The sequence below is a fragment of the Niallia endozanthoxylica genome, from assembly GCF_008710145.1.
Lineage (GTDB): Bacteria > Bacillota > Bacilli > Bacillales > Cytobacillaceae > Bacillus_BD > Bacillus_BD endozanthoxylica.
The window spans coordinates 778472-798693 of the sequence record NZ_VYKL01000015.1; the positions used below are offsets into that span (position 1 = coordinate 778472).

A 20222-nucleotide genomic window follows, 5' to 3' on the forward strand; every position below is an offset into this window, starting at 1 on the left:
AATAATCAATAGGCTCGTACTTAAACGTATGAGCTTATTTTTATAATCTAAAAATATTTTAGCTGGACAGACAAATTAATCTTCTCATTCACATAAGTATTGGTTACAGGCATCAGTCTCATACTTTAAAAGCGGAGGTGGCGCCATGTCTGGGATTATGTCGGCAATTGCTTACTTAATAAAGGAAATTGTCTTTCTCGTCTCTTATGTTAAAAATAACGCCTTTCCTCAACCACTGTCTGCGGCTGATGAAAGAAAATATCTGCAATTAATGGCAGAAGGCGATTCAAATGCCCGCAATATCCTAATAGAACATAACCTGCGATTAGTTGCCCATATAGTCAAGAAATTTGAAAATACAGGTGAAGATGCTGAAGATTTAATTTCAATCGGTACAATTGGTTTAATCAAAGCCATTGAAAGCTATTCAGATGGGAAAGGCACAAAGCTTGCGACCTATGCTGCAAGATGTATTGAAAATGAAATTCTTATGCATCTACGGGCGTTAAAGAAAACAAAAAAAGATGTCTCTCTCCATGATCCTATTGGACAGGATAAGGAAGGGAATGAAATTTCCCTAATTGATGTTCTGAAATCAGAGTCTGAAGATGTGATAGATACCATTCAATTAAATATGGAGCTTGAAAAAGTAAAAGAATATATTGATGTGTTAGATGAGCGTGAAAAGGAAGTCATTGTCGGCCGCTTTGGCCTTGATTTACAAAAGGAAAAAACCCAGCGGGAAATTGCTAAAGAACTTGGTATATCGCGAAGCTATGTTTCTCGAATTGAAAAAAGAGCTCTCATGAAAATGTTCCACGAATTTTACCGTGCAGAAAAGGAAAAGCGTAAAAAAATGGAATAGGCGTTAACCCTGTTTGGTTAATGCCTATTCCATTTAATCCCCACTCACTTTAGCAGATAGTCCTGCCCTTCTTCTGTTTCCAATAGCTTTTTATAATAGTTTTTAGAACGCATTAAGAAAACGACAGCCCCAACAAGAAAAACAGTTGTTAAAACCATCATTACGACTAAGTCCAATTGACTTTTTTCAACTGTTGGGATTAATACACCTATATACAAGAAAGCACTGATTGCAAGCAAAACCCTAGCGTACTGCTTAAAATCAACCATTTTTTCATAATATTCTTTAGCCTTATTCATATTATCACATCACCTGCTATGTCAGCTTAATTAGAATGAAACCTATCATTCTTGTTGTCTACTAATTTACTGTAACATATCTTGATGAATAACAGATGATGTAAATATTAGAAATAACAAAGGAGACTTCCACAGATGCAGTCTCCTTTTTCAATACGCTATGTTAACGAATCATGTTAATAAGTCAAATTTTTGACTCATCCGTGAGAAATGGACATTTCTCACGCCTTTCAGTAAATAAAAAATTAACGATTTTTCAATAAATTTACCATCTTTATTACGAGACTGGCCGAATTCAATGCAGCCTTTTCTAAGAATTGATCAAAGGAAATATTCGATTCCTTTCCAGCAATATCAGAAAGAGAACGGATAATGACAAAAGGTACTCCAAATTGATAGGATACTTGCGCAATAGCTGCTGCTTCCATTTCGACTGCCTTTAAATCATTGAACTTTCCCCGAACAAACTCTACCCGTACAGGATCATTCATAAAGGAATCACCGGTTGCAATAAGGCCCTGAACTGTTTGAATACCGCTGATTTCCATAGCTCCTTCCTGCGCTGCTTTAATTAATTCTTTATCTGCTTCAAAAGCAGATGGCAGACGCGGAACTTGACCGTATTCATAGCCGAATACGGTGACATCGACATCATGATGACGCACCTCTGTCGAGATAACAATATCCCCAATATTTAAATTAGGATCATAACCTCCTGCAGAGCCTGTATTGATGACATAATCCGGTGAGAATTTTTCAAGCAAAATAGTCGTTGACATGGCAGCATTTACTTTTCCTATCCCTGAACGAAGCAAAACGACATCAACCCCGTCCATGACACCAAAAGTAAATTCTGATCCTGCAATGATTTCCACCTTTTGATTTTCCATTCTATCTCTCAGGATTGTTACTTCTTCTTCCATTGCTCCAATGATAGCTATTTTCATACAATAAAAACCTCTTTCATATCTTATTATTCTCATATCATCACGCTGTGACAAATGGTAACATTCTAAAAAAGTATACATGAAAAATATTTTTTTTCAAAACATCCACCAATTCCTCATACTAATCATGACTTAAGTATAGTATAATTTTATATTTGATTAGTACATACAATAAACACTATCAAAGAAAGGAAGTACCTATATGAATTTTCAACTGGATTTTATTGAAGACAAAGTAGAATTTTATGAAGCCCATGATATTAAAACGCTTGAAAACAAAATTAATAAGCAAATTGAAATAAATAAAGCTATTTTATTAAAAGTACATTCTGTTACTCATCAAATGCATGTGGATGAAAATGGCAGAACCTTATACTCCGCCGTTGTTCATTTTAAAGCCAAATAGGAATAAACAAAAGCAAAAAGTAGAGGGAGACATTTTTCGCCTCCCTCTACTTTATATTTGCCATGTTATCCATTTAGTTCTTGCACCAGCGTCGGCTGCCATCCCGCACCTTCAACCCAGTCAATATAAACACGGTATTTTTGTTTTGTATCCTTTTGAAGTATTGTTCCTACTGATTTATTAGGGCCATTATTGCCAAGGAAAAGAATAGTCATATTGCTTTCATCAATTCCAGTTGCATACGTAATTGCTTGAACCATTTCATTCCAATTTTGTCCGCCGTATTCATTTGGATTTGGTTCAGCCTGTGACGTCTCTACAGGCTCCCAGGCAGGATTTTCAATCGTTTTCGATACTCCGGGATCGCTTCCTCCTTCTGTAACGACCTCCTGATCTTCAATATCCTTTTTATCTTTATCTTTATCTTTATCTTTATCTTTATCTTTATCTTTATCTTTATCTTTCTCATCCTCAGATGCTTTTTCATCCTGCTCTTCATCATTATCGGCATTTAATTTTTCTCGATCGTGTTCATTCTTTTTCACGTCATTCTCTTCTGCTGATTGAGTAGATGATTTAACTGCTTCTGAATCTGCGATGATGCTGCTGTCTGCTCCTGCAAGAGTTTTTTTCTCCCGGGCAGTTTCATCATTACCAAAGAAAATATTAACTGAAACAAATATAATTAATAATAAAACGATGACAATTAGGCTATTTAATATAATATTAGTTTTTCGTCTTTTCGATCGAATCAGCGAACGAGATTTTTCATTCATGGGCTGTTTGTCGTCTCTCATTGTTTTATTCTCCTCTCCCAAAAAAACATTTCTCTTATCATTCCTAATAATAGTGACCAGCGCCAAAAGGTATTTATTTAAAAACAGATTCAACTATATCACAGGATTAGACTGAAAAAAAGGTCCAAAATTCACTCTTATTGGGTTTGATCGTACTCATAAATTGATTTTACCATATCTGAGTAAAGAAGGTTCACACCACCTTCATTTTCTAGCACATCAAGATTGACCACTACCAGTGCATATCTAGGATTTTGATAGGGAAAGTATCCAGCAAACCACTTGTTATGCAGCTGCACCCCTCCCATAAATTTTCCTGTTTCACCGGTACCAGATTTACCAGCTACTTCATAGGGTAAATTCTCAAACCATCTGCCTGTTCCTTCATCATGTGTCACCACATGGCGCAAAAGCCTTTGCAGCTTTGTTGCTGTATAGGATGAAATTTTTTCTCCAGCCTGATTCTTTTCTTTAAAAGTTAGTAAAGATGTCCCATTTTTATATTCGATAGCTGATGCTGCTCTGACTAATTCTTTCTTTCCACCTCTGGCAATTGTCGCCATCATATTGGCTACAGCAAGCGGTGTTGCTCGAACTTCGTGCTGTCCAATCCCGGTTAGCCCCACAAAATTTCTATCTGTTCTTGCTTCATCCGATAAAAATACCCTTCCATTGTCTTCTTCAGGTAGTTGTTTAAAATTCTCATAATGATAAATATCCCCTTCCCACCCTGACGGACCAACAAACGATAATTTTTTTGCAAACTCCTCTAGGATATTTGGATTCTTTGTCTGTAATTCTTTTGCTAACGTAGCAAATGTATTGTTGCAGCTCTTAGCAAAGCTATCCATCATGTTTAATTGACCATATTGATAATGTGAATCGATGTCACCATTGATTTTCCTGCTGCAATCAAACAGCCTTGCTGTATCATCTATTTGATTCTCAATAGCAGCAGCTGCTACAACTGTTTTAAACACAGAGCCTGTTATTTGCTGTTTTAACATTAAATTTTGCGTTCCGCTAGTTTTTTCATTAAACGGATCATTTTTATTAATTTTTGGACGGGACACCATGGAAAGAACCGTATTTGTTTCAATATCCAAAAGCACAAGACCGCCTTTTTTAATTCCGTGTTTATCCACTAATTCTTCCGCTGTGTGCTGTAAGCTGGAATCAATCGTTGTTCTAATATTAATTGGATAAAAGGGATTAGCAGGTTCTACATATTTTACATTAATCCCAAATAGCGGTCCGCCGCTCGCATCCACGTGATAAACAAGCTTTGCTTCCCCTTCAGGTAATAAAAATTCGTCAAAGCTTTTTTCCAGGCCGGTTAAACCAATTGAGGTTTTTGGAGAGACCTTTTTATCAGGATAGCGTTTTTTCAATAATGTCTCATTTTCTCCTGTAATACCAATCACATGCTCAGCAGGATTGGTATCAATATCAAACTTCTTCTCAACTGCAAATACGCCAGGAATTTTCTGTTGATTAATTTCTTCCATTTGCTTTTTCGTTAATTGCAAAGGTTCTGGACCTCCGAACGCGAAAGGCACCTTTGCTTCTTCTACTTCGTTTATTAATTCTTTGGATGAAACACCGATAATTGAAGCAACCTTCTGAACATCCCAGTCTGTTTTTTTTAGGAAAGGAAAAAGAATGAGCACTGGAATATTTTGATGCGTCAAAGCCTTTCCGTTTTTATCTAGAAAGCCCCCTCTGCCACTATCTATTACAATAGCCTGTGACCTTTGAGACACACTTTCCTCTAACAAGTTGATGCCATGCTTGGAAAAATGCTCGGTCTCAAAAAGCTGTAGTTGCATTAATCTGCCTATTAATAAAGCAAAGCATACTAGACAGAAGCCAATCATAATGATTGCTCTTGTTCTCCACATAATAAACAACACCTCGTCAAAAGTGTTGACGAGGTGCATTCAATATAAACAATTTTATCAGAATTATTTAATTGTAACAATTTTTACATTCATTTCTCCACCTGGAGTCTGAACTGCTACTTGATCCCCAACTTTACGGCCAAGCAAGCTTTTCGCAATTGGAGAGTCATTTGAGATTTTCCCTTCAAATGGGTCAGCTTCTGCGCTTCCTACAATTGTATAGGTTTCTTCATCTCCATCCGGAAGTTCAATAAATGTAACTGAGCTTCCTAATTGAACCGTATCACTGTTCAATTCGTCTTCTCCAATTATTTTGGCATTACGAATCATATTTTCAATTGTAGTAATACGTCCTTCAACAAACGCTTGTTCTTCTTTCGCTGAATCATATTCAGAGTTCTCAGATAAGTCACCGAAGCTGCGGGCAATTTTAATCCTTTCAACAACTTCTTTACGTTTAACCGTTTTCAAATGTTCTAACTCTTGCTCAAGCTTTTCTTTACCAGCTTGTGTCATTGGAAATACTTTTTCTACTGCCAAAACCTTTCACTCCTTCTAGTGTTCACAACCCCCATTAGATTGTGTAAATACCTCTTATTTGATTAAAATATATACATGCGCGTCCTTAATAGAACGCGCATTTTTGTTTGATAATAAAAGGTAATAATTATTTATGCTATTGTTGCATAAAAATGATTATTATGCAATAATACTTGACCTTTTTAGATCAATTTCTTGAAAAAAGCTTCTTAATCCTATGATTTGTTTACAGCTCTTTACGCATCATATTATTTGGATAAACAGGCTTAGTGACCTTAAATTGGACGATTTGCAGTGGATGTCGGGCAGCATCAAGCTCATTGCCATCTTCATCCCATATCTTCTCAACCACCTGAGTAAAATTCTCAATTTCAGGTCCAAAGAATTCTACCTCTTGACCTGGTTTAAAATGATTGCGCTGTTGTAATGTCACCATACTTGTTTCTGGGTTATAGTCTAAAACTAGTCCGGCAAAATCAAAGCTTGTCTTTTTGCTATGATTTCCAAACATCTGCTCTTTATACCCTGGAACTCCTTCAAAAAATGCAGGAGCCGTTTCCCGGTTTGCACATTTTTCCAATTCTTTAAGCCATTCCGGTTGAATGACAAAATGATCTGGATCTGCGCAGTAAGAATCAATCACTTTGCGATAAACACTCACCACTGTTGCAATATAGTGAATAGATTTCATCCGTCCTTCAACTTTCAAGCTGTCAATGCCCAATTCAATCATAGTTGGAATCGATTGAATTAAATTTAAATCCTTTGGACTCATAGCAAACGGTGCATCATCTTGACTAAATAAGGCAACCTCTTCATCATTATTCAGCTGATATAAATCATAGTCCCAACGGCATGATTGACAGCATCCGCCCCTATTGGAATCACGTGCTGTCATATGATTACTTAATGTACAGCGGCCTGAATAAGCAATACACATGGCGCCATGGACAAAGGTCTCAATTTCAATATCAACCTTTTCTTTCATTTCACGAATTTCTTCAGCACTTGTTTCACGGGCAAGTACTACACGCTGAAGACCTTCTTCCTTCCAAAATTGGACTGCTTTCCAATTTGATAAAGATTGCTGTGTACTTAAGTGTACTTCTATTTCTGGGGCTAATCGCTGACAGGTTTCAATAATTAATGGATCCGCAACAATAATTCCATGTATTCCTGCTTCCTTTAAACCAAGTAAATAGTCTTCTAATCCATCAATATTTTCGTTATGGGCGATAATATTAGTTGTTACATATATCTTCGCACCGTATTTTTTCGCAAATTCTACGCCTTCCTTCATTTCTTCAAAGGTGAAGTTATCAGCGTTTGAGCGAAGACCATATTCCTGGCCCCCTATAAATACCGCATCCGCACCATAATGCACAGCAATTTTTAATTTCTCAAGATTACCAGCAGGTGCTAATAGTTCCGGTTTTTTAACAATTACACGTTTACCGTTCACTATTTGTGAAATAGGTTCTTTCGTAATAGACATTATAATCCCCTTTCTAATTTTCTGCTGACAGATTCTTTTGATTAGCTCCGTTTTTCGCTGTCTAGCTCCGCCTCCTAGGGACTCGGGTCTTAAGCTGTCTCGTTCTGAAGGTTAAAAGAACAACCTTCAGAACGAGACAGCTTAAGCCGGTCGTCCCTGGGCAAGGCGGCTCCGCTTTTCGATTAATAGACTGTTTCTTTAAAGAAGAAACCTGTATCAAGCGGACGGTGTTCAGGTTGAATTTCTTCTATTTTCTCGAGTAATTCGGTCTTTATATCCTCGTATGCATCAGGATCCGCAAAACAAGTATCGATTGCCTGACGGTACAGCTTTGTTACTTCTATTACATATGCCGGGTCCTGAAGAATACCGTCGATTTTAAACGAATCTACTCCTGCTTCAATCATATCCTGCAATTCATCAATCACACACATATCATTTGGGCTCATAATATGGGTCCCGTTTTCATCTTCAAAGATAGGATATTTATTTTCACGTTCTTTGTCATGCAAAAACATATTTTTTTCCTGTTTACGATTTTCAACTTCCATCGTTTTTCCTTGATACTCAAAATAGTGACCAAGGAGTGATCGTTTTGATTGGAACATATTGATCATGCCATGAACCTGAACCTCAATTTCAATCTCGGCCTCTTCTTTCATTTCAAGAATCGCATCCAGATTAATTTCTGGGGCAAGAACGGCACGTTTTGCTCCTTTTCGACCCCAATAATTACATGTGTACCAATTCGTCCCTAACTTTTCTGTACTCCAGTGAAGCTTTAAATCAGGAGCAGCTTCTCTTGCCGCCATTAATACAGCTGGATCTCCAAAGATGACAGCGTCTGCCCCCGCCTTTTGTAAGAACTGAAGATAGCCGGCAAGTTCAGGTACTTTATCATTATGAAATAGAGCATTCATTGCCACATATACTTTTTTACCATTTTCATGAGCTATTCTAATCGTTTTTTCCACTTGCTCACGGGAAAATTCTCCTGCTAAACGCAGTCCATATCTTTGTTCACCAATAACAAATGCATCTGCGCCTGCCTCCATTAATGGAAGAATCTGATTAACATCTGCTGGTGTTACGAGTAATTCTGGTTTTTTCACGCTCTTCACCTCTTCTTACTTATTGCTACACCGTCTCCAACGGGTAAAATTACTGTATGAAAATCAGTATGAGTCATCAGCCATTCATTAAACTGATGAATTTTTTTTACCAGATTAGCTGTCCGTTTGCTTTCAATCGTTTCTTCAGCAACTAATCCCTTAAACAGTACATTATCTGTAACAATGATACCCTGCTCTGTTAAATAGCCTGAATACAGCTCGAAAAACCGCTTGTACTGACCCTTTGCGGCATCAATAAAAATCACATCATAGGGTGCAGATGAAGCAACATCTTCTTCAACCTCAAGAGCATCGCCAAGAATTATACGAATTTGCGCACTCTTACCTAACTGCTCAATATATTGTTGTGCTAACGCTGCACGCTCATTATCCCTTTCAATTGTAGTTATCTTTGCATTTGGAAGTGCATGAGCCATTCGTAACGCTGAATATCCAATAGCTGTACCAACTTCAAGAATTTTTTTCGGTTGGGCAATACGAAGCAATTGTATCATGGCCTCCATTCCAGCTAATTCCATGATAGGGATATGATTTTCAGCAGCGTAAGTCTCCATGTTTACGAAAAATTCCGGACGTTCCGGAATTAAATTTTCAATATAAGCATGTACCTTATCGTTTTTCACCTTATAACCACCTCATTCTGTGAAACATGAAAAAAATAGCGTTTCACAGAAAGACGTTAATCGAGAAACTCGATTATAACGATTGCAGGAGTCTCCTGCATAACTGTGTTTACGCTACTCGAAAATGATTTAAGAACACTTGAACCATTTTAACATAAAAGAACGGGAAATGCCAATAATAGTTACTCCCCGTTCCTATTCCTTACTAGTATTTTCTTCCCTTATTGGATATGTTCTGCTTTCTTCTCATTATGCTCAGCAAGTGTTTTAGAGAATAAGACTTCACCCTCAGGCGTTGCCAGGAAATATAGAAAATCCGTTTCGGCCGGTTCTAACGCTGCCTCGATTGAGGATAAACCTGCATTAGCTATTGGGCCTGGAGTTAGTCCAGGATTCATATACGTATTATAAGGGTCCTCTATTTCTAAGTCCTTATAATACACCTTTTCCTTATGCTCCCCTTTGGCATACAGAACGGTCGGGTCCGTCTGCAGGGGCATTCCAGCATCAATCCGATTATAAAAAACACTTGAAATCTGATTTCTATCTACCTTTTCCGTGGCTTCTTCTTCAATTAAAGAAGCCATTGTTAATAACTGGTGAACCGTCATTTGCTTTTCTTCAATTTGAATACGATATTCATCGACTACTGACTTTGTCTTATTCAGCATGACTTTGGCAATGTCTTCAATTGAAGGATCTTCCTTGTAGAATGGATAAGTAGCCGGATATAAATATCCTTCAAGCGGATATTTAACTAGTGGATTCAAGACTTCATTCGTTAGTAATTCCGGATATTGAGATATGAGTGATTCAATAAATGTTTGATCATTTAATGCTGTCAATATCTCTTCTGGCTTATGGTTCGTACTTTTGGCAATAATCTCTGCGATTTCTGTCAACTTTTTCCCTTCAGGAATGGTTATCTTAAAAACAGCTTTCTGCATGACCTTTCCTGTTTTTAAGCTATTCACAATTTGTGGCAGAGTCATTGTTGGATTCATGACATATTCGCCAGCCATAAAGCCCGATTCGTTTTTAAACTTCACATAATATTTAAATACACGGGCATCTTTAATAATCCCATTATCCTCTAATATTTGTGAAATAGTTGAAACGCCTGAACCAATAGGAATTTCAATCTTTTTTTCTATTTTACTGTCAGGGTCTACAGGTTTTAAGGCAGAATTAATGTAAAGAAACCCTCCGCCGAATACAATAATGGCAATTAATAATATAGAAACGGTTATAATAGCAACTACCTTACGTACTACCTTTGCTTCATTTTGACGTTCTTTTAATTCTTCCATTAGACCTGAATGTTCGTCCTTTTTCTCTTTTTTCCCCATTCATTCCCCTCCATTCATCAGGGTATTGCATATCCCGAATCATTATACTATATTTTTATATCTGCGTAAAAAAGAATAGAATTGGGAGCCTAATCCGTTTTAAGGAAGAGATAAGTGGCTCTTGAACTAAAAATTATAAAAAAACAGACCGACAACAATAGTCGATCTGTTTCTATTTATTCTTCTTCGTCCTGTTCATCCATAAACGTATTGAGCATTTCTTCGATTAAATCCCATTCTTCATCTGTTTCAATTGGCATCAATTCGCCGTCTTCATTATTTTCACTCGGAGAGAAAGAAGAGGCATGAATTTCAATTTCCTCTTCATCATCGTCTGCACCAATTGGATAATAAAGAACATATGATTTGCCAAATTCTTCAGAGTCGAATGTGAACAGCACTTCACATAATTGTTCGTTTCCTTCTTCATCAACTACAGTAATATTATTTTCACCGTGGTTCATATTTATCACCTCATTAATTTTTACTATCTAAATATCCTTGAAGGATCATAGCAGCTGCCATTTTATCAATTACCTTTTTCCTCTTCTTGCGGCTGATATCTGCTTCTAACAGCAGCTTCTCTGCTGCAACGGTTGTCAGCCTTTCATCCCAAAGAACGACTGGAATGCCAAATTGTTTATTCAGCTCATCGGCATAAAATTGACTCGCTTCACCTCGCGGGCCAATTGTTCCATTCATATTTTTAGGCAATCCAACTACAATCGTGCTAACCTCATATTCTTTTAATATCTTTTCCACTTCACTGAAGCCATATTCTCCTTCAGCCTCATTAATTGCTATTGTTGTTAATCCTTGTGCAGTCCAGCCAAAAGCATCACTTAATGCAACGCCAACCGTTTTGGAACCAACATCTAAGCCCATCATTCGCATTCTTGAGATCCCTCACCATTTTGATGCTTTCATCTTTCGTAAAGAAATAAATGAATACCATTTTCCTATACAAAAAGTTTAACCATTTCTATTTATATTTTTTCATAAAACAAGGCACCTTTATCCTTCCAAAAGTGCCTTGTCATTTTCTACATAAAACATACGATACGTTAGAAAGTGATTTTGCCGCCTTGTACTGCCTGTTTCCCTTCCTGGTGCCTGTCCTATGCTTTGTTTTCCTTCAAATAGGATTTCATTAATTCTTCAATGATTTCATCCCGTTCAAGTTTACGTATCATATTCCGCGCATCCCGGTGTCTAGGGATATAGGCTGGATCACCCGATAATAGATACCCAACAATTTGGTTAATCGGATTATATCCTTTCTCCTGTAAAGCTTCATACACTTGGAGAAGCACTTCCTTGACATTATGCTCAAAAGGTTCTTCAGGAAAATTGAATCTCATTGTTTGATCAAATGAGCTCATCATTTACACCTCACTTTTTGTAGAGGAAAAAACAAACGTAATTATCTTCAAATACCGATTAAGATAGTAGTTGTATTTATTTTACACTACTTTATGACAATATCAAATGGATTTCACCCATTCTTCAACATATTCTAGGGCTGCATCTAGTTTTTCCGGATCTTTCCCTCCTGCTTGGGCCATATCTGGACGGCCGCCCCCGCCTCCGCCGCATCTTGCTGCTACTTCCTTAATTAGTTTACCAGCATGGAAGCCTTTTTCCATCAAATCCTTTGTTACTGCAGCAATTAAATTCACTTTTCCTTCAACAGGGCTGCCTAGAACAACAATTCCTGATCCGAGTTTTTGCTTCAAATCATCCGCCATATTACGGAGATTATTCATGTCTGTTCCTTGAACCTTCGCCGCTAACACAGGAACCCCATTAATATCCTTCACATTCGATACTAGACTACCCGCTTCAATATTGCCCAATTTTGTTGCTAAAGATTCATTTTCGCGCTGCAGTTGCTTCATTTCATTCTGTAGGATTTCAATTCTAGCTGGTACTTCTTTCGGATTTGTTTTTAATTTTGCAGCTGCTTCCTTTAAAATATTGATTTGATTATTCATCAAGCTATATGCACCCTCGCCTGTTACAGCTTCGATACGGCGGATTCCGGCACCAATTCCGCTTTCAGAAACAATCTTAAATAACCCGATAACAGAAGTATTTGGAACATGACAGCCTCCGCAAAGCTCAAGACTGAAATCGCCTACTTTTACAACCCGAACAATATCACCATATTTTTCTCCAAATAGGGCCATTGCTCCCATCGCTTTTGCCTCATTAATCCCTTTGTAGCTAATATCAACCATAATGCTCTTCCAAATTTGTTCATTAACGATTTCTTCGATTCTTTCCAATTCATCACCATGAACCTGGCCAAAATGCGAAAAGTCAAAGCGTAGACGGTCTGGCTCTACTAAGGAACCTGCTTGATTCACATGTGTTCCAAGTACATCCTTTAGTGCTTGATGTAAAAGGTGTGTTGCGGTATGGTTTTTGATTATCTTTGCCCGATTCTCCTCATTAACATAAGCCTGTACCTTTGTATTAACCTTAAGAGTTCCTTCTGTTACGACAGCACGATGAAGATTCTGTCCATTCGGTGCCTTCTGTACGTCTAGAACGTCGACCTTTACTCCTGCGGCTTCGAGGTATCCTCTATCAGCAATTTGGCCGCCGCTCTCTGCATAGAAAGGTGTTTGATCAAGTATAAATTGGAATTCTTCACCTGACTGGACTTCCTCTGTTAGTTGACCATCCTTTAACACGACAATAACATTTGCTTCTAATTGTAGCTGGTCATAGCCTTCAAAATTACTTTCATGCTTAATTTCACTTAGAACACCGCTTTGAACCTGCATAGAATCAACATCCTGACGAGCGGAGCGTGCACGCTCACGCTGCTGTTCCATTTCTAGTTCAAAACCTTCGTGATCAACGGTCATACCTTCTTCTTCAGCATATTCTTCTGTCAGCTCAACTGGGAAACCGTACGTGTCATACAGACGGAAAACATCGGCACCAGAAATCTTCGTACTGCCCTTGTCTTTTTCCTTTTTGATCACTTCAGATAAAATCGTTAAGCCTTCATGAAGTGTTTCGTGGAACCGTTCTTCCTCATTTTTCACAACCTTTTCAATAAAAGCACGTTTCTCTTTCACCTCAGGATAGAAATCTACCATTATTTCTCCCACAACTGCCACAAGTTCAAACATAAATGGTCGATTGATTCCAATTTGTTTTGCATAACGTACCGCTCTTCTTAATAAACGTCTTAATACATAGCCGCGTCCTTCATTTGACGGAATGGCTCCATCACCAATCGCAAAAGCAACCGTTCTGATGTGGTCTGCAATGACTTTAAAGGCAACATCCGTTTCTTTCTCTTTTCCATATTTAGCTCCCGATATTTCTTCTGTTGCACGAATAATTGGGATAAATAAATCCGTATCAAAGTTTGTTTCTACATTTTGTACGACAGACGTGATACGTTCAAGTCCCATTCCTGTATCAATATTTTTCTTTGGCAGCGGTGTATACGTGCCATCCGGATTATGATTGAATTCAGAAAACACAAGATTCCATACTTCTAAATAACGGTCATTTTCACCGCCAGGATACAATTCAGGGTCTTTAGGATCGTTTCCGAATTCGGGTCCGCGGTCATAGAATATCTCTGTATTCGGGCCACTCGGACCTTCCCCAATATCCCAAAAGTTTCCTTCCAAACGGATAATCCGCTCTTGTGGAACGCCTATTTTACGATTCCAAAGTTCAAATGCTTCCTCATCTTCAGGATGAATCGTCACAGAAAGCTTTTCCTTTTCAAAGCCAATCCATTTCTCATCCGTTAGAAATTCCCAAGCCCAATCGATGGCTTCTTCTTTAAAATAATCACCAATTGAAAAATTACCCAGCATTTCAAAGAATGTGTGGTGACGGGCCGTTTTACCTACATTTTCAATATCATTTGTCCGAATGGACTTTTGCGCATTTGTTATACGAGGATTCTCAGGAACAACACGGCCATCAAAGTATTTTTTCAGTGTTGCTACACCGCTGTTAATCCATAATAATGAAGGATCTTCATGAGGAACAAGCGATGCACTTGGTTCCACCGCATGACCTTTTTCTTTAAAGAAATCTAAAAACATCTGACGAATTTCTGAACCTGTAAGTTTTTTCAATTTATTAACCTCCTATTATTTTCACAAAGTTGAACAAATAAAGTGCTAGAGCTAGTATTTATTTTATTGCACAAAAAAAGCCCTCTCCCTGGACAGGGACGAGAAGCTTCACTCGCGGTACCACCCTGATTATGAATACAAGAACTCGCATTCATCTCTCAATATCACCTTAACGCGGCATTACGGCAGTGATTAGCTGCACTCAGGATTAGCCTTCTGTTATTCTTCATCTAGAGCTTCTCTCAGCCATGAAAGCTCCTCTCTTTCGTGATTACTCACATTTAGATGGGCTATAACATACTCGTTCCTTCTTCATGTTTAATTATGTAAGTATGATTATATTACGCATTATGCGATATTCTCAAAAGCTTGTCAATATTTGACCGTATGAAATACTGGTTATATCTCTTCTCTTGTTTCGTTTTGTTTGAACGGATTGACTGTATTCTTTTTACCAAAATACTTTATTGTGTGAAGTAAGCCTACCTTCAAAATAGCGAAAAGCGGAACCGACAAAATCATGCCTGGTATTCCGCCAATTTCTTCACCGGCAAAAAGGGCAAGAATAATAATAAGCGGATGCATATGGAGACTTTTTCCAACGATAAGCGGTGACAATATATTGCCTTCTAGAAATTGCATTGAAAAAATAATACCTGCCGTTATCATTACCATTTTTACTGAAATAGTCGAAGCAATGATCACTGCGGGAATAGCACCGATAACCGGTCCAAAATAAGGGATCACATTCGTTATGCCAATGATAATCCCGAGTAGTAAAGGGTATTTCATGTGAAATAACCAAAACAAAAGTGCAGTTAATGTCCCTATTACAACACAGACAAGTGTCTGTCCTCTAATATAGCTTCCTAAAGATTTATCAATATCTCTTAAGAGTAATAATCCCCCCTGCCGCCATTTTCTTGGTGTTAAATACCAAACTGTTTTTTTTATAAGCGCATAGTCCTTCAACATATAAAACGAAATAAAGGGAATAATGGCAATCGTAAATAGAGAGCCTACGAGCTCAAGAATTGAATTAATGACATTTGAAAGAATGGCAGCCAAGCGTTGTTCAATAGAAACAATGCCTTCATTTACTCTCTCTTGAATCCCATCAGGCCATGCAGCTGTTTTATTTTGTATATAGTCAACAAAAATCATATACTGATTGGTAAGTTCGGGTACACTCTCCGCTAAATCCTTCAACTGTTTGATGAACTCAGGCAACCCCTTATAAAAGGCATATCCAACACCGCCAAAAAAAAGAAAATAAATGATAAAAACAGCAAGACCTCTATGTAATCCTCCTTCATGAATCCTTTCAATAAGCGGATGAAGAAGATAGGTAATAAATGCAGCTGCAATAAACGGGAACAAAATCTTAAACATTACCTTTAGGATAGGAAGCCAAATAGGCTGCAATTTAATAAAGATAAACAATACAATCATAAAAAGGAGCAGAAACCCTAAACGGTAATACCATTTTAAAGAGATATTCAACGCTTACCGCCTCCTTATTCTTATTGTGAAGGCAAATACATTTTTTATACCTATTAACTGATTATTCCATACGAAAATAATATGAATAAGGGATAACCTCAAAACAGGTTATCCCTTTTCTAATTAAATTTGCCTAAAATAAAGCTTTCATGCCTTTTTTCATTTTTCGCATTTGCCGGTTCGAAATGAGGTTATTTTTCTGCACATAATTATAAGCGGCCACTCCAGCACTTACAGCAAGCATGGAAGTTATCACTTTATTCATAAGATTCACCTCAAAGCTTTTTATAGGATAAACCGACGTTCATCTTCATCAAACAAATCATCAAGTGAGCTTAAAGATCCATCTTCTTCAACCTGATGGGTAAGAATCAGACCGTTTGAAGTTGTTAGTTCTATAAAACAATTCCAACAGTAATATTGATTGATACCAATTTTACCGATATCCTTACTCTGACAATTAGGGCAATTAAACACAAGAACACCTCACAGTTATTTTACCTTCACTATGATGGCATCCTTCCCAATCGCAGGCGGTTTATCAGCTTTCACCACACGTTTTCCTTCCATGATGTCTGAAAAGAAGCCATCCGATAATTCATACCCTATAATCGTTCCCGCTTCTTCCAGAAAATATACATCCTCTAAGAAACCAAGGCGCTCTCCTTCACTAGTCATCATCATTCTCCCGAGAAGCCGTCCTTGGTTCTCAAACGTGTATTCTTTCGGGTCTGTTAATGGTTCTAGAACTTCCCGGTCTTCAATCATAACCCCATCAAAGCCAAAAGAAGATACATCCTTCACATTGATTTTATATGTTTTTTTTAAGAAAACGCCTTTTTTAATTAATAACCCTCTAACCATTCCATCATTAGATATATTTAAGTCACATATCTCACCTATTTTTGAACCTGTTTTCAGTTCAAACACAGGCAGCCCCTTTAATAATGAAAATGTCCGCAAAAGTAATCCCACCCTTCCGAACAATATTATTATGTGCTGATGTCCATAAAACATAAGAAGAAACGTTTTCCATTAGAAAAGGAAATTTGTGAATAATAAAGAGCATCCATACAGATACTCTTTTAACCTACATATATTCATAAGGCGTCACATTTTCCATTCCAATCATTGGATCAACATTCATCATCATTTCTTCATAGGTTATTTCCCCCGTTTGAAGAGTTTCATCCATTAGTCCCTTTGTTGGCAATGGTTCCCTCATTGCTTCATTCAGTTCTATTTGAAGTTTTTCAGCTAAAGTGGTTTGCCGGGATTGTTCATCTGATCGCTCAACACCAAGTCTTAACGCCTCTTCTTCACCACAAAGGATTAAGAATTGTTTACTCCTTGTAATAGCGGTATAAATCAAATTCCTCTGCAGCATTCTATAATAGCTTTTCACAATCGGCAAGATGACAATTGGAAATTCGCTTCCCTGTGATTTATGAACCGAGCAGCAGTAAGCAAGCGTGATTTGATTTAAATCCTGCCTCGTATAAGTAATTTCGATCCCTTCAAAGGAAACCACAACCATATCCTGCTTTTCTGTATTTTCTTTTGCATAAAATACAGACACGATTTCACCCATATCACCATTAAAAACATGCTTATCAGGCTGATTAACAAGCTGAAGTACCTTATCACCGACCCGATACTTTATATTCCCAAAAGCGAGCTCTTTTCGCGAACCATCCTTATTTCCATTTAGTATCTCCTGAAGCATTTCATTTAGGCGGTCAATTCCTGCCGGTCCTTTATACATGGGTGCTAAAACTTGAATATCCCTTGGTGTGTACCCTTTTTTCTTAGCATTTAAGACTACCTTTTCAATGACATTGGCTATTTGCCCGGTTTGACAACGAAAAAAGGATCGATCGGCTTGCTGCACACTGACATCTTTCGGTAACTTCCCTTTTTTAATTTCATGAGCCAGTTCAATAATCGAAGAACCTTCTGCTTGGCGGTAGATATCTGTTAATCGAATCGTCGGAATCACATTGGATTGAAGCAAATCCCTTAATACCTGCCCTGGGCCGACAGATGGAAGCTGATCCTCGTCCCCCACAAGAATAACCTGAATGTGATCAGGTAAGGCTTTAAATAGCCGGTTTGCTAGCCAAATATCGACCATAGATGTTTCATCCACTATCAGGATTTTCCCTTCTAATGGATTGTCTTCATGATGATCGAAGCCCTCACTTCCATTCCATCCCAGCAATCGATGAATCGTCACGGCCGGAAGTCCAGTCGATTCAGTCATACGTTTTGCTGCACGGCCGGTGGGGGCAGCTAGTAAAAATGGAAATGGTTCATCTTTTTTATAGTCCTTAGGATCAAGCGAGCAGCCGTGAAGCTCTGCATATAATTCTACAATTCCTTTTATAACAGTCGTTTTTCCCGTACCCGGACCTCCTGTTAATAATAACAGCGGAGACATCAAGGCTGTTTGAATGGCATCCTTTTGCGTTGGTGCATATTGAACACCAATACGTTCTTCTAATTGGCCAAGCGCCAGCAAGAACTCCGATTCAGGAAATTGGTCGGCATACTCGGTTTGCTTAAGAAGTTTTTTAATACTTGTTACAAGCCCCTTCTCGGAAAAATAAAGATACGGCAGGTAAAACCTTTTTTCTTCAACAATAATTTTTCTTTCTTCTTCAAGCCTTGATAACTCATTTGTGATATCAGCAAATTCAATTTGGTCGCGCTTATTTTCTTCAAGCAGCTTTTGCACACTGACCAGCAGGTACTCAGCATCGACAAACACATGACCATTTTGCATGCATTCCTGCTCCAAAATATACAGACAGCCTGCTTTTATCCGGTCTGGATGACTGCCGGTAATTCCTTGCTGGTGTCCGAGTTCATCTGCACGAGCAAAGCCAATTCCCTCTACATCCTCAACTAGCTTATAAGGGTTCGTTTGAATGACATCTATCGTTAATTCTTTATAGACCTGATAAATTTTCATCGATAACTGTGGACCAAAGCCATATTGATTTAACGCAATCATCGCCTGCTCAAGACCTTGATGCTCCATCAGGGTATCATATAAATCCTTTGCTTTATCAGGCGGCAATTTGGGGACTTGTTCGAGCAGGGAAGGCTGATTTAAAATCCTTGTAATGGCATTTTCACCGAGCGTATCAACAATTTTCTCGGCGGTTTTCCTACCAATTCCCTTAAAGAGCTCACTTGAAAGGTAGGTAACAACGCCTTGCTTTGTTTGCGGCATATCTTTACGAAAATGTGTAGCATGAAATTGCAGGCCAAATTTTTGATGCTCTTTCATTTCACCATAAAAAATATACACTTCCTGCTCATGGATTCTCGGGAAATAACCTGTAATAACCGCTTCTTTATCATCATAATTTTCATTTGTTTCATCCACTCTAATTCTTAAAACGGTATATAAATTTTGTTCATTATGAAAAATCGTTACAATCGGTTTTCCTTTGATAAATTTTCCCTGTTCACCATATAAATCAAGTGAATCCTGCTTTTCCACTCTTCTTTCCCCTCCTTGCCGTTTATGACTTTATTCTTATCCTGTTATTGACCTGCCTCTTCAATCAAACGTTTTCCGTGACCTGCTAATAGATGATCCGGTTGAATTTCAAGTGCTTTTTCAAACATTTCTAATGCCTTTTCACCGTTTTCCTGAAAACCATATGCCACACCTAAATTATAAAAAGCATCTGCATGCTGTTGGTCAATCTCGATACATTTCTCAAATTGCTTAATCGCTTCATCAATATATTGCTGATTCGCTAAACAAAGTCCGTATTGGAAAAAACCTTCTGCATCCTGTTCATTCAATTCCGTACATCTTTGAAAATAGGGAAGAGCTTTTAAAGGCTGTTCCAATGCCGCAAGGGACATACCCAGCATAAAAAAGTTATCTGAAGAATCTAGTCCTTTTTTCATCGCCGTTTCAAACATGGTTTTCGCCTGATCGAATTGCTCATTCTCATAATAGACATTCCCTGCACTATAATAGGCGGCAGCTGCCTTTTCGTCTAACTCAATTGCCTTTTGGAAAAATTGAAGCGCTCTTTCTGTTTCACCAACAGCAGCCAGAAGATTGCCAAAGTTTATGTACGAAACAGGTTCATTTGGAGTCTCTTCAATCGCCTCCATAAAAACCTTTGCTGCATCCTCCCACTTACCTTCCTGCATATATTGAATTCCTAGCTGATTTTTATCCAAAGTTCTTCACTCCGTTCGTATTGTTCAATAAAAA

At 37.9% G+C, this 20222-nt stretch carries 21 protein-coding genes; 2 read left to right on the forward strand and 19 right to left on the reverse strand.

Annotation, left to right across the window (positions count from 1 at the left end; genetic code table 11):
* Nucleotides 1-145 precede the first annotated feature (145 nt).
* Entirely contained in the window at nt 146-865 is a 720-nt protein-coding gene (sigK, locus tag F4V44_RS11015; RefSeq protein ID WP_150440033.1) for an RNA polymerase sporulation sigma factor SigK, read from the forward strand.
* 44 nt (nt 866-909) lie between these two features.
* Here the strand turns inward: sigK and F4V44_RS11020 are convergent, their stop codons facing one another.
* Together F4V44_RS11020 and mtnN are read right to left on the reverse strand one after the other, a co-directional pair.
* Entirely contained in the window at nt 910-1164 is a 255-nt protein-coding gene (locus tag F4V44_RS11020) for a YrhC family protein (RefSeq protein WP_150440034.1), read from the reverse strand.
* A 245-nt stretch (nt 1165-1409) separates the two neighbouring features.
* Entirely contained in the window at nt 1410-2111 is a 702-nt protein-coding gene (mtnN, locus tag F4V44_RS11025) for a 5'-methylthioadenosine/S-adenosylhomocysteine nucleosidase (RefSeq protein ID WP_150440035.1), read from the reverse strand.
* Nucleotides 2112-2313: 202 nt separating this feature from the next.
* Here mtnN and F4V44_RS11030 point away from each other — a divergent pair, with 202 nt between their 5' ends.
* Nucleotides 2314-2517 (forward strand): YrzA family protein, encoded by a 204-nt coding sequence (locus F4V44_RS11030; RefSeq protein ID WP_150440036.1) that lies wholly within the window; start codon nt 2314-2316, stop codon nt 2515-2517.
* Between the two features lie 65 nt (nt 2518-2582).
* Here F4V44_RS11030 and F4V44_RS11035 read toward each other — a convergent pair whose 3' ends face one another.
* The 17 genes from F4V44_RS11035 to F4V44_RS11115 form a co-directional block, all read right to left on the reverse strand.
* Nucleotides 2583-3314: a YrrS family protein gene (locus F4V44_RS11035; protein WP_150440037.1), complete on the reverse strand. Its 732-nt coding sequence runs from the start codon at nt 3312-3314 to the stop codon at nt 2583-2585.
* A gap of 137 nt (nt 3315-3451) precedes the next feature.
* Nucleotides 3452-5215, reverse strand: a complete 1764-nt coding sequence (locus F4V44_RS11040; RefSeq protein ID WP_150440038.1) for a peptidoglycan D,D-transpeptidase FtsI family protein — start codon at nt 5213-5215, stop codon at nt 3452-3454.
* Nucleotides 5216-5278: 63 nt separating this feature from the next.
* Nucleotides 5279-5755, reverse strand: coding sequence for a transcription elongation factor GreA (greA, locus tag F4V44_RS11045; RefSeq protein WP_150440039.1), 477 nt, complete (start codon nt 5753-5755; stop codon nt 5279-5281).
* 226 nt (nt 5756-5981) lie between these two features.
* Nucleotides 5982-7250: a peptidase U32 family protein gene (locus tag F4V44_RS11050; RefSeq protein ID WP_150440040.1), complete on the reverse strand. Its 1269-nt coding sequence runs from the start codon at nt 7248-7250 to the stop codon at nt 5982-5984.
* Between the two features lie 182 nt (nt 7251-7432).
* Nucleotides 7433-8362 (reverse strand): peptidase U32 family protein, encoded by a 930-nt coding sequence (locus F4V44_RS11055; protein ID WP_150440041.1) that lies wholly within the window; start codon nt 8360-8362, stop codon nt 7433-7435.
* A 5-nt stretch (nt 8363-8367) separates the two neighbouring features.
* Entirely contained in the window at nt 8368-9006 is a 639-nt protein-coding gene (locus F4V44_RS11060; protein ID WP_150440042.1) for an O-methyltransferase, read from the reverse strand.
* 221 nt (nt 9007-9227) lie between these two features.
* On the reverse strand, nt 9228-10355 hold the full coding sequence (gene mltG / locus F4V44_RS11065; protein ID WP_150440043.1) for an endolytic transglycosylase MltG: 1128 nt from the start codon (nt 10353-10355) through the stop codon (nt 9228-9230).
* Nucleotides 10356-10531: 176 nt separating this feature from the next.
* A complete protein-coding gene (locus F4V44_RS11070; RefSeq protein WP_150440044.1) occupies nt 10532-10819 on the reverse strand; it encodes a DUF1292 domain-containing protein in 288 nt (95 codons plus the stop codon).
* 13 nt (nt 10820-10832) lie between these two features.
* Nucleotides 10833-11249 (reverse strand): Holliday junction resolvase RuvX, encoded by a 417-nt coding sequence (gene ruvX / locus F4V44_RS11075; RefSeq protein ID WP_150440045.1) that lies wholly within the window; start codon nt 11247-11249, stop codon nt 10833-10835.
* A 224-nt stretch (nt 11250-11473) separates the two neighbouring features.
* Complete coding sequence (locus tag F4V44_RS11080) at nt 11474-11737, reverse strand: IreB family regulatory phosphoprotein (protein WP_071395860.1); 264 nt, start codon at nt 11735-11737, stop codon at nt 11474-11476.
* 102 nt (nt 11738-11839) lie between these two features.
* Nucleotides 11840-14473 carry an alanine--tRNA ligase gene (alaS, locus tag F4V44_RS11085; RefSeq protein ID WP_150440046.1) on the reverse strand — a complete coding sequence of 878 codons (2634 nt, stop codon included), beginning with the start codon at nt 14471-14473 and terminating at the stop codon, nt 11840-11842.
* Nucleotides 14474-14872: 399 nt separating this feature from the next.
* Complete coding sequence (locus F4V44_RS11090) at nt 14873-15976, reverse strand: AI-2E family transporter (protein WP_150440047.1); 1104 nt, start codon at nt 15974-15976, stop codon at nt 14873-14875.
* A 133-nt stretch (nt 15977-16109) separates the two neighbouring features.
* Complete coding sequence (locus F4V44_RS11095) at nt 16110-16241, reverse strand: YrzQ family protein (protein WP_150440048.1); 132 nt, start codon at nt 16239-16241, stop codon at nt 16110-16112.
* A 20-nt stretch (nt 16242-16261) separates the two neighbouring features.
* Entirely contained in the window at nt 16262-16453 is a 192-nt protein-coding gene (locus tag F4V44_RS11100) for a hypothetical protein (protein ID WP_150440049.1), read from the reverse strand.
* A gap of 15 nt (nt 16454-16468) precedes the next feature.
* Nucleotides 16469-16939 (reverse strand): PRC-barrel domain-containing protein, encoded by a 471-nt coding sequence (locus F4V44_RS11105; protein WP_150440050.1) that lies wholly within the window; start codon nt 16937-16939, stop codon nt 16469-16471.
* 127 nt (nt 16940-17066) lie between these two features.
* The gene (gene recD2, locus F4V44_RS11110; RefSeq protein WP_150440051.1) at nt 17067-19487 is read right to left on the reverse strand and encodes an SF1B family DNA helicase RecD2; all 2421 of its coding nucleotides are present in this window, start codon (nt 19485-19487) and stop codon (nt 17067-17069) included.
* Between the two features lie 44 nt (nt 19488-19531).
* Complete coding sequence (locus tag F4V44_RS11115) at nt 19532-20188, reverse strand: tetratricopeptide repeat protein (RefSeq protein ID WP_150440052.1); 657 nt, start codon at nt 20186-20188, stop codon at nt 19532-19534.
* Nucleotides 20189-20222: the final 34 nt, after the last annotated feature.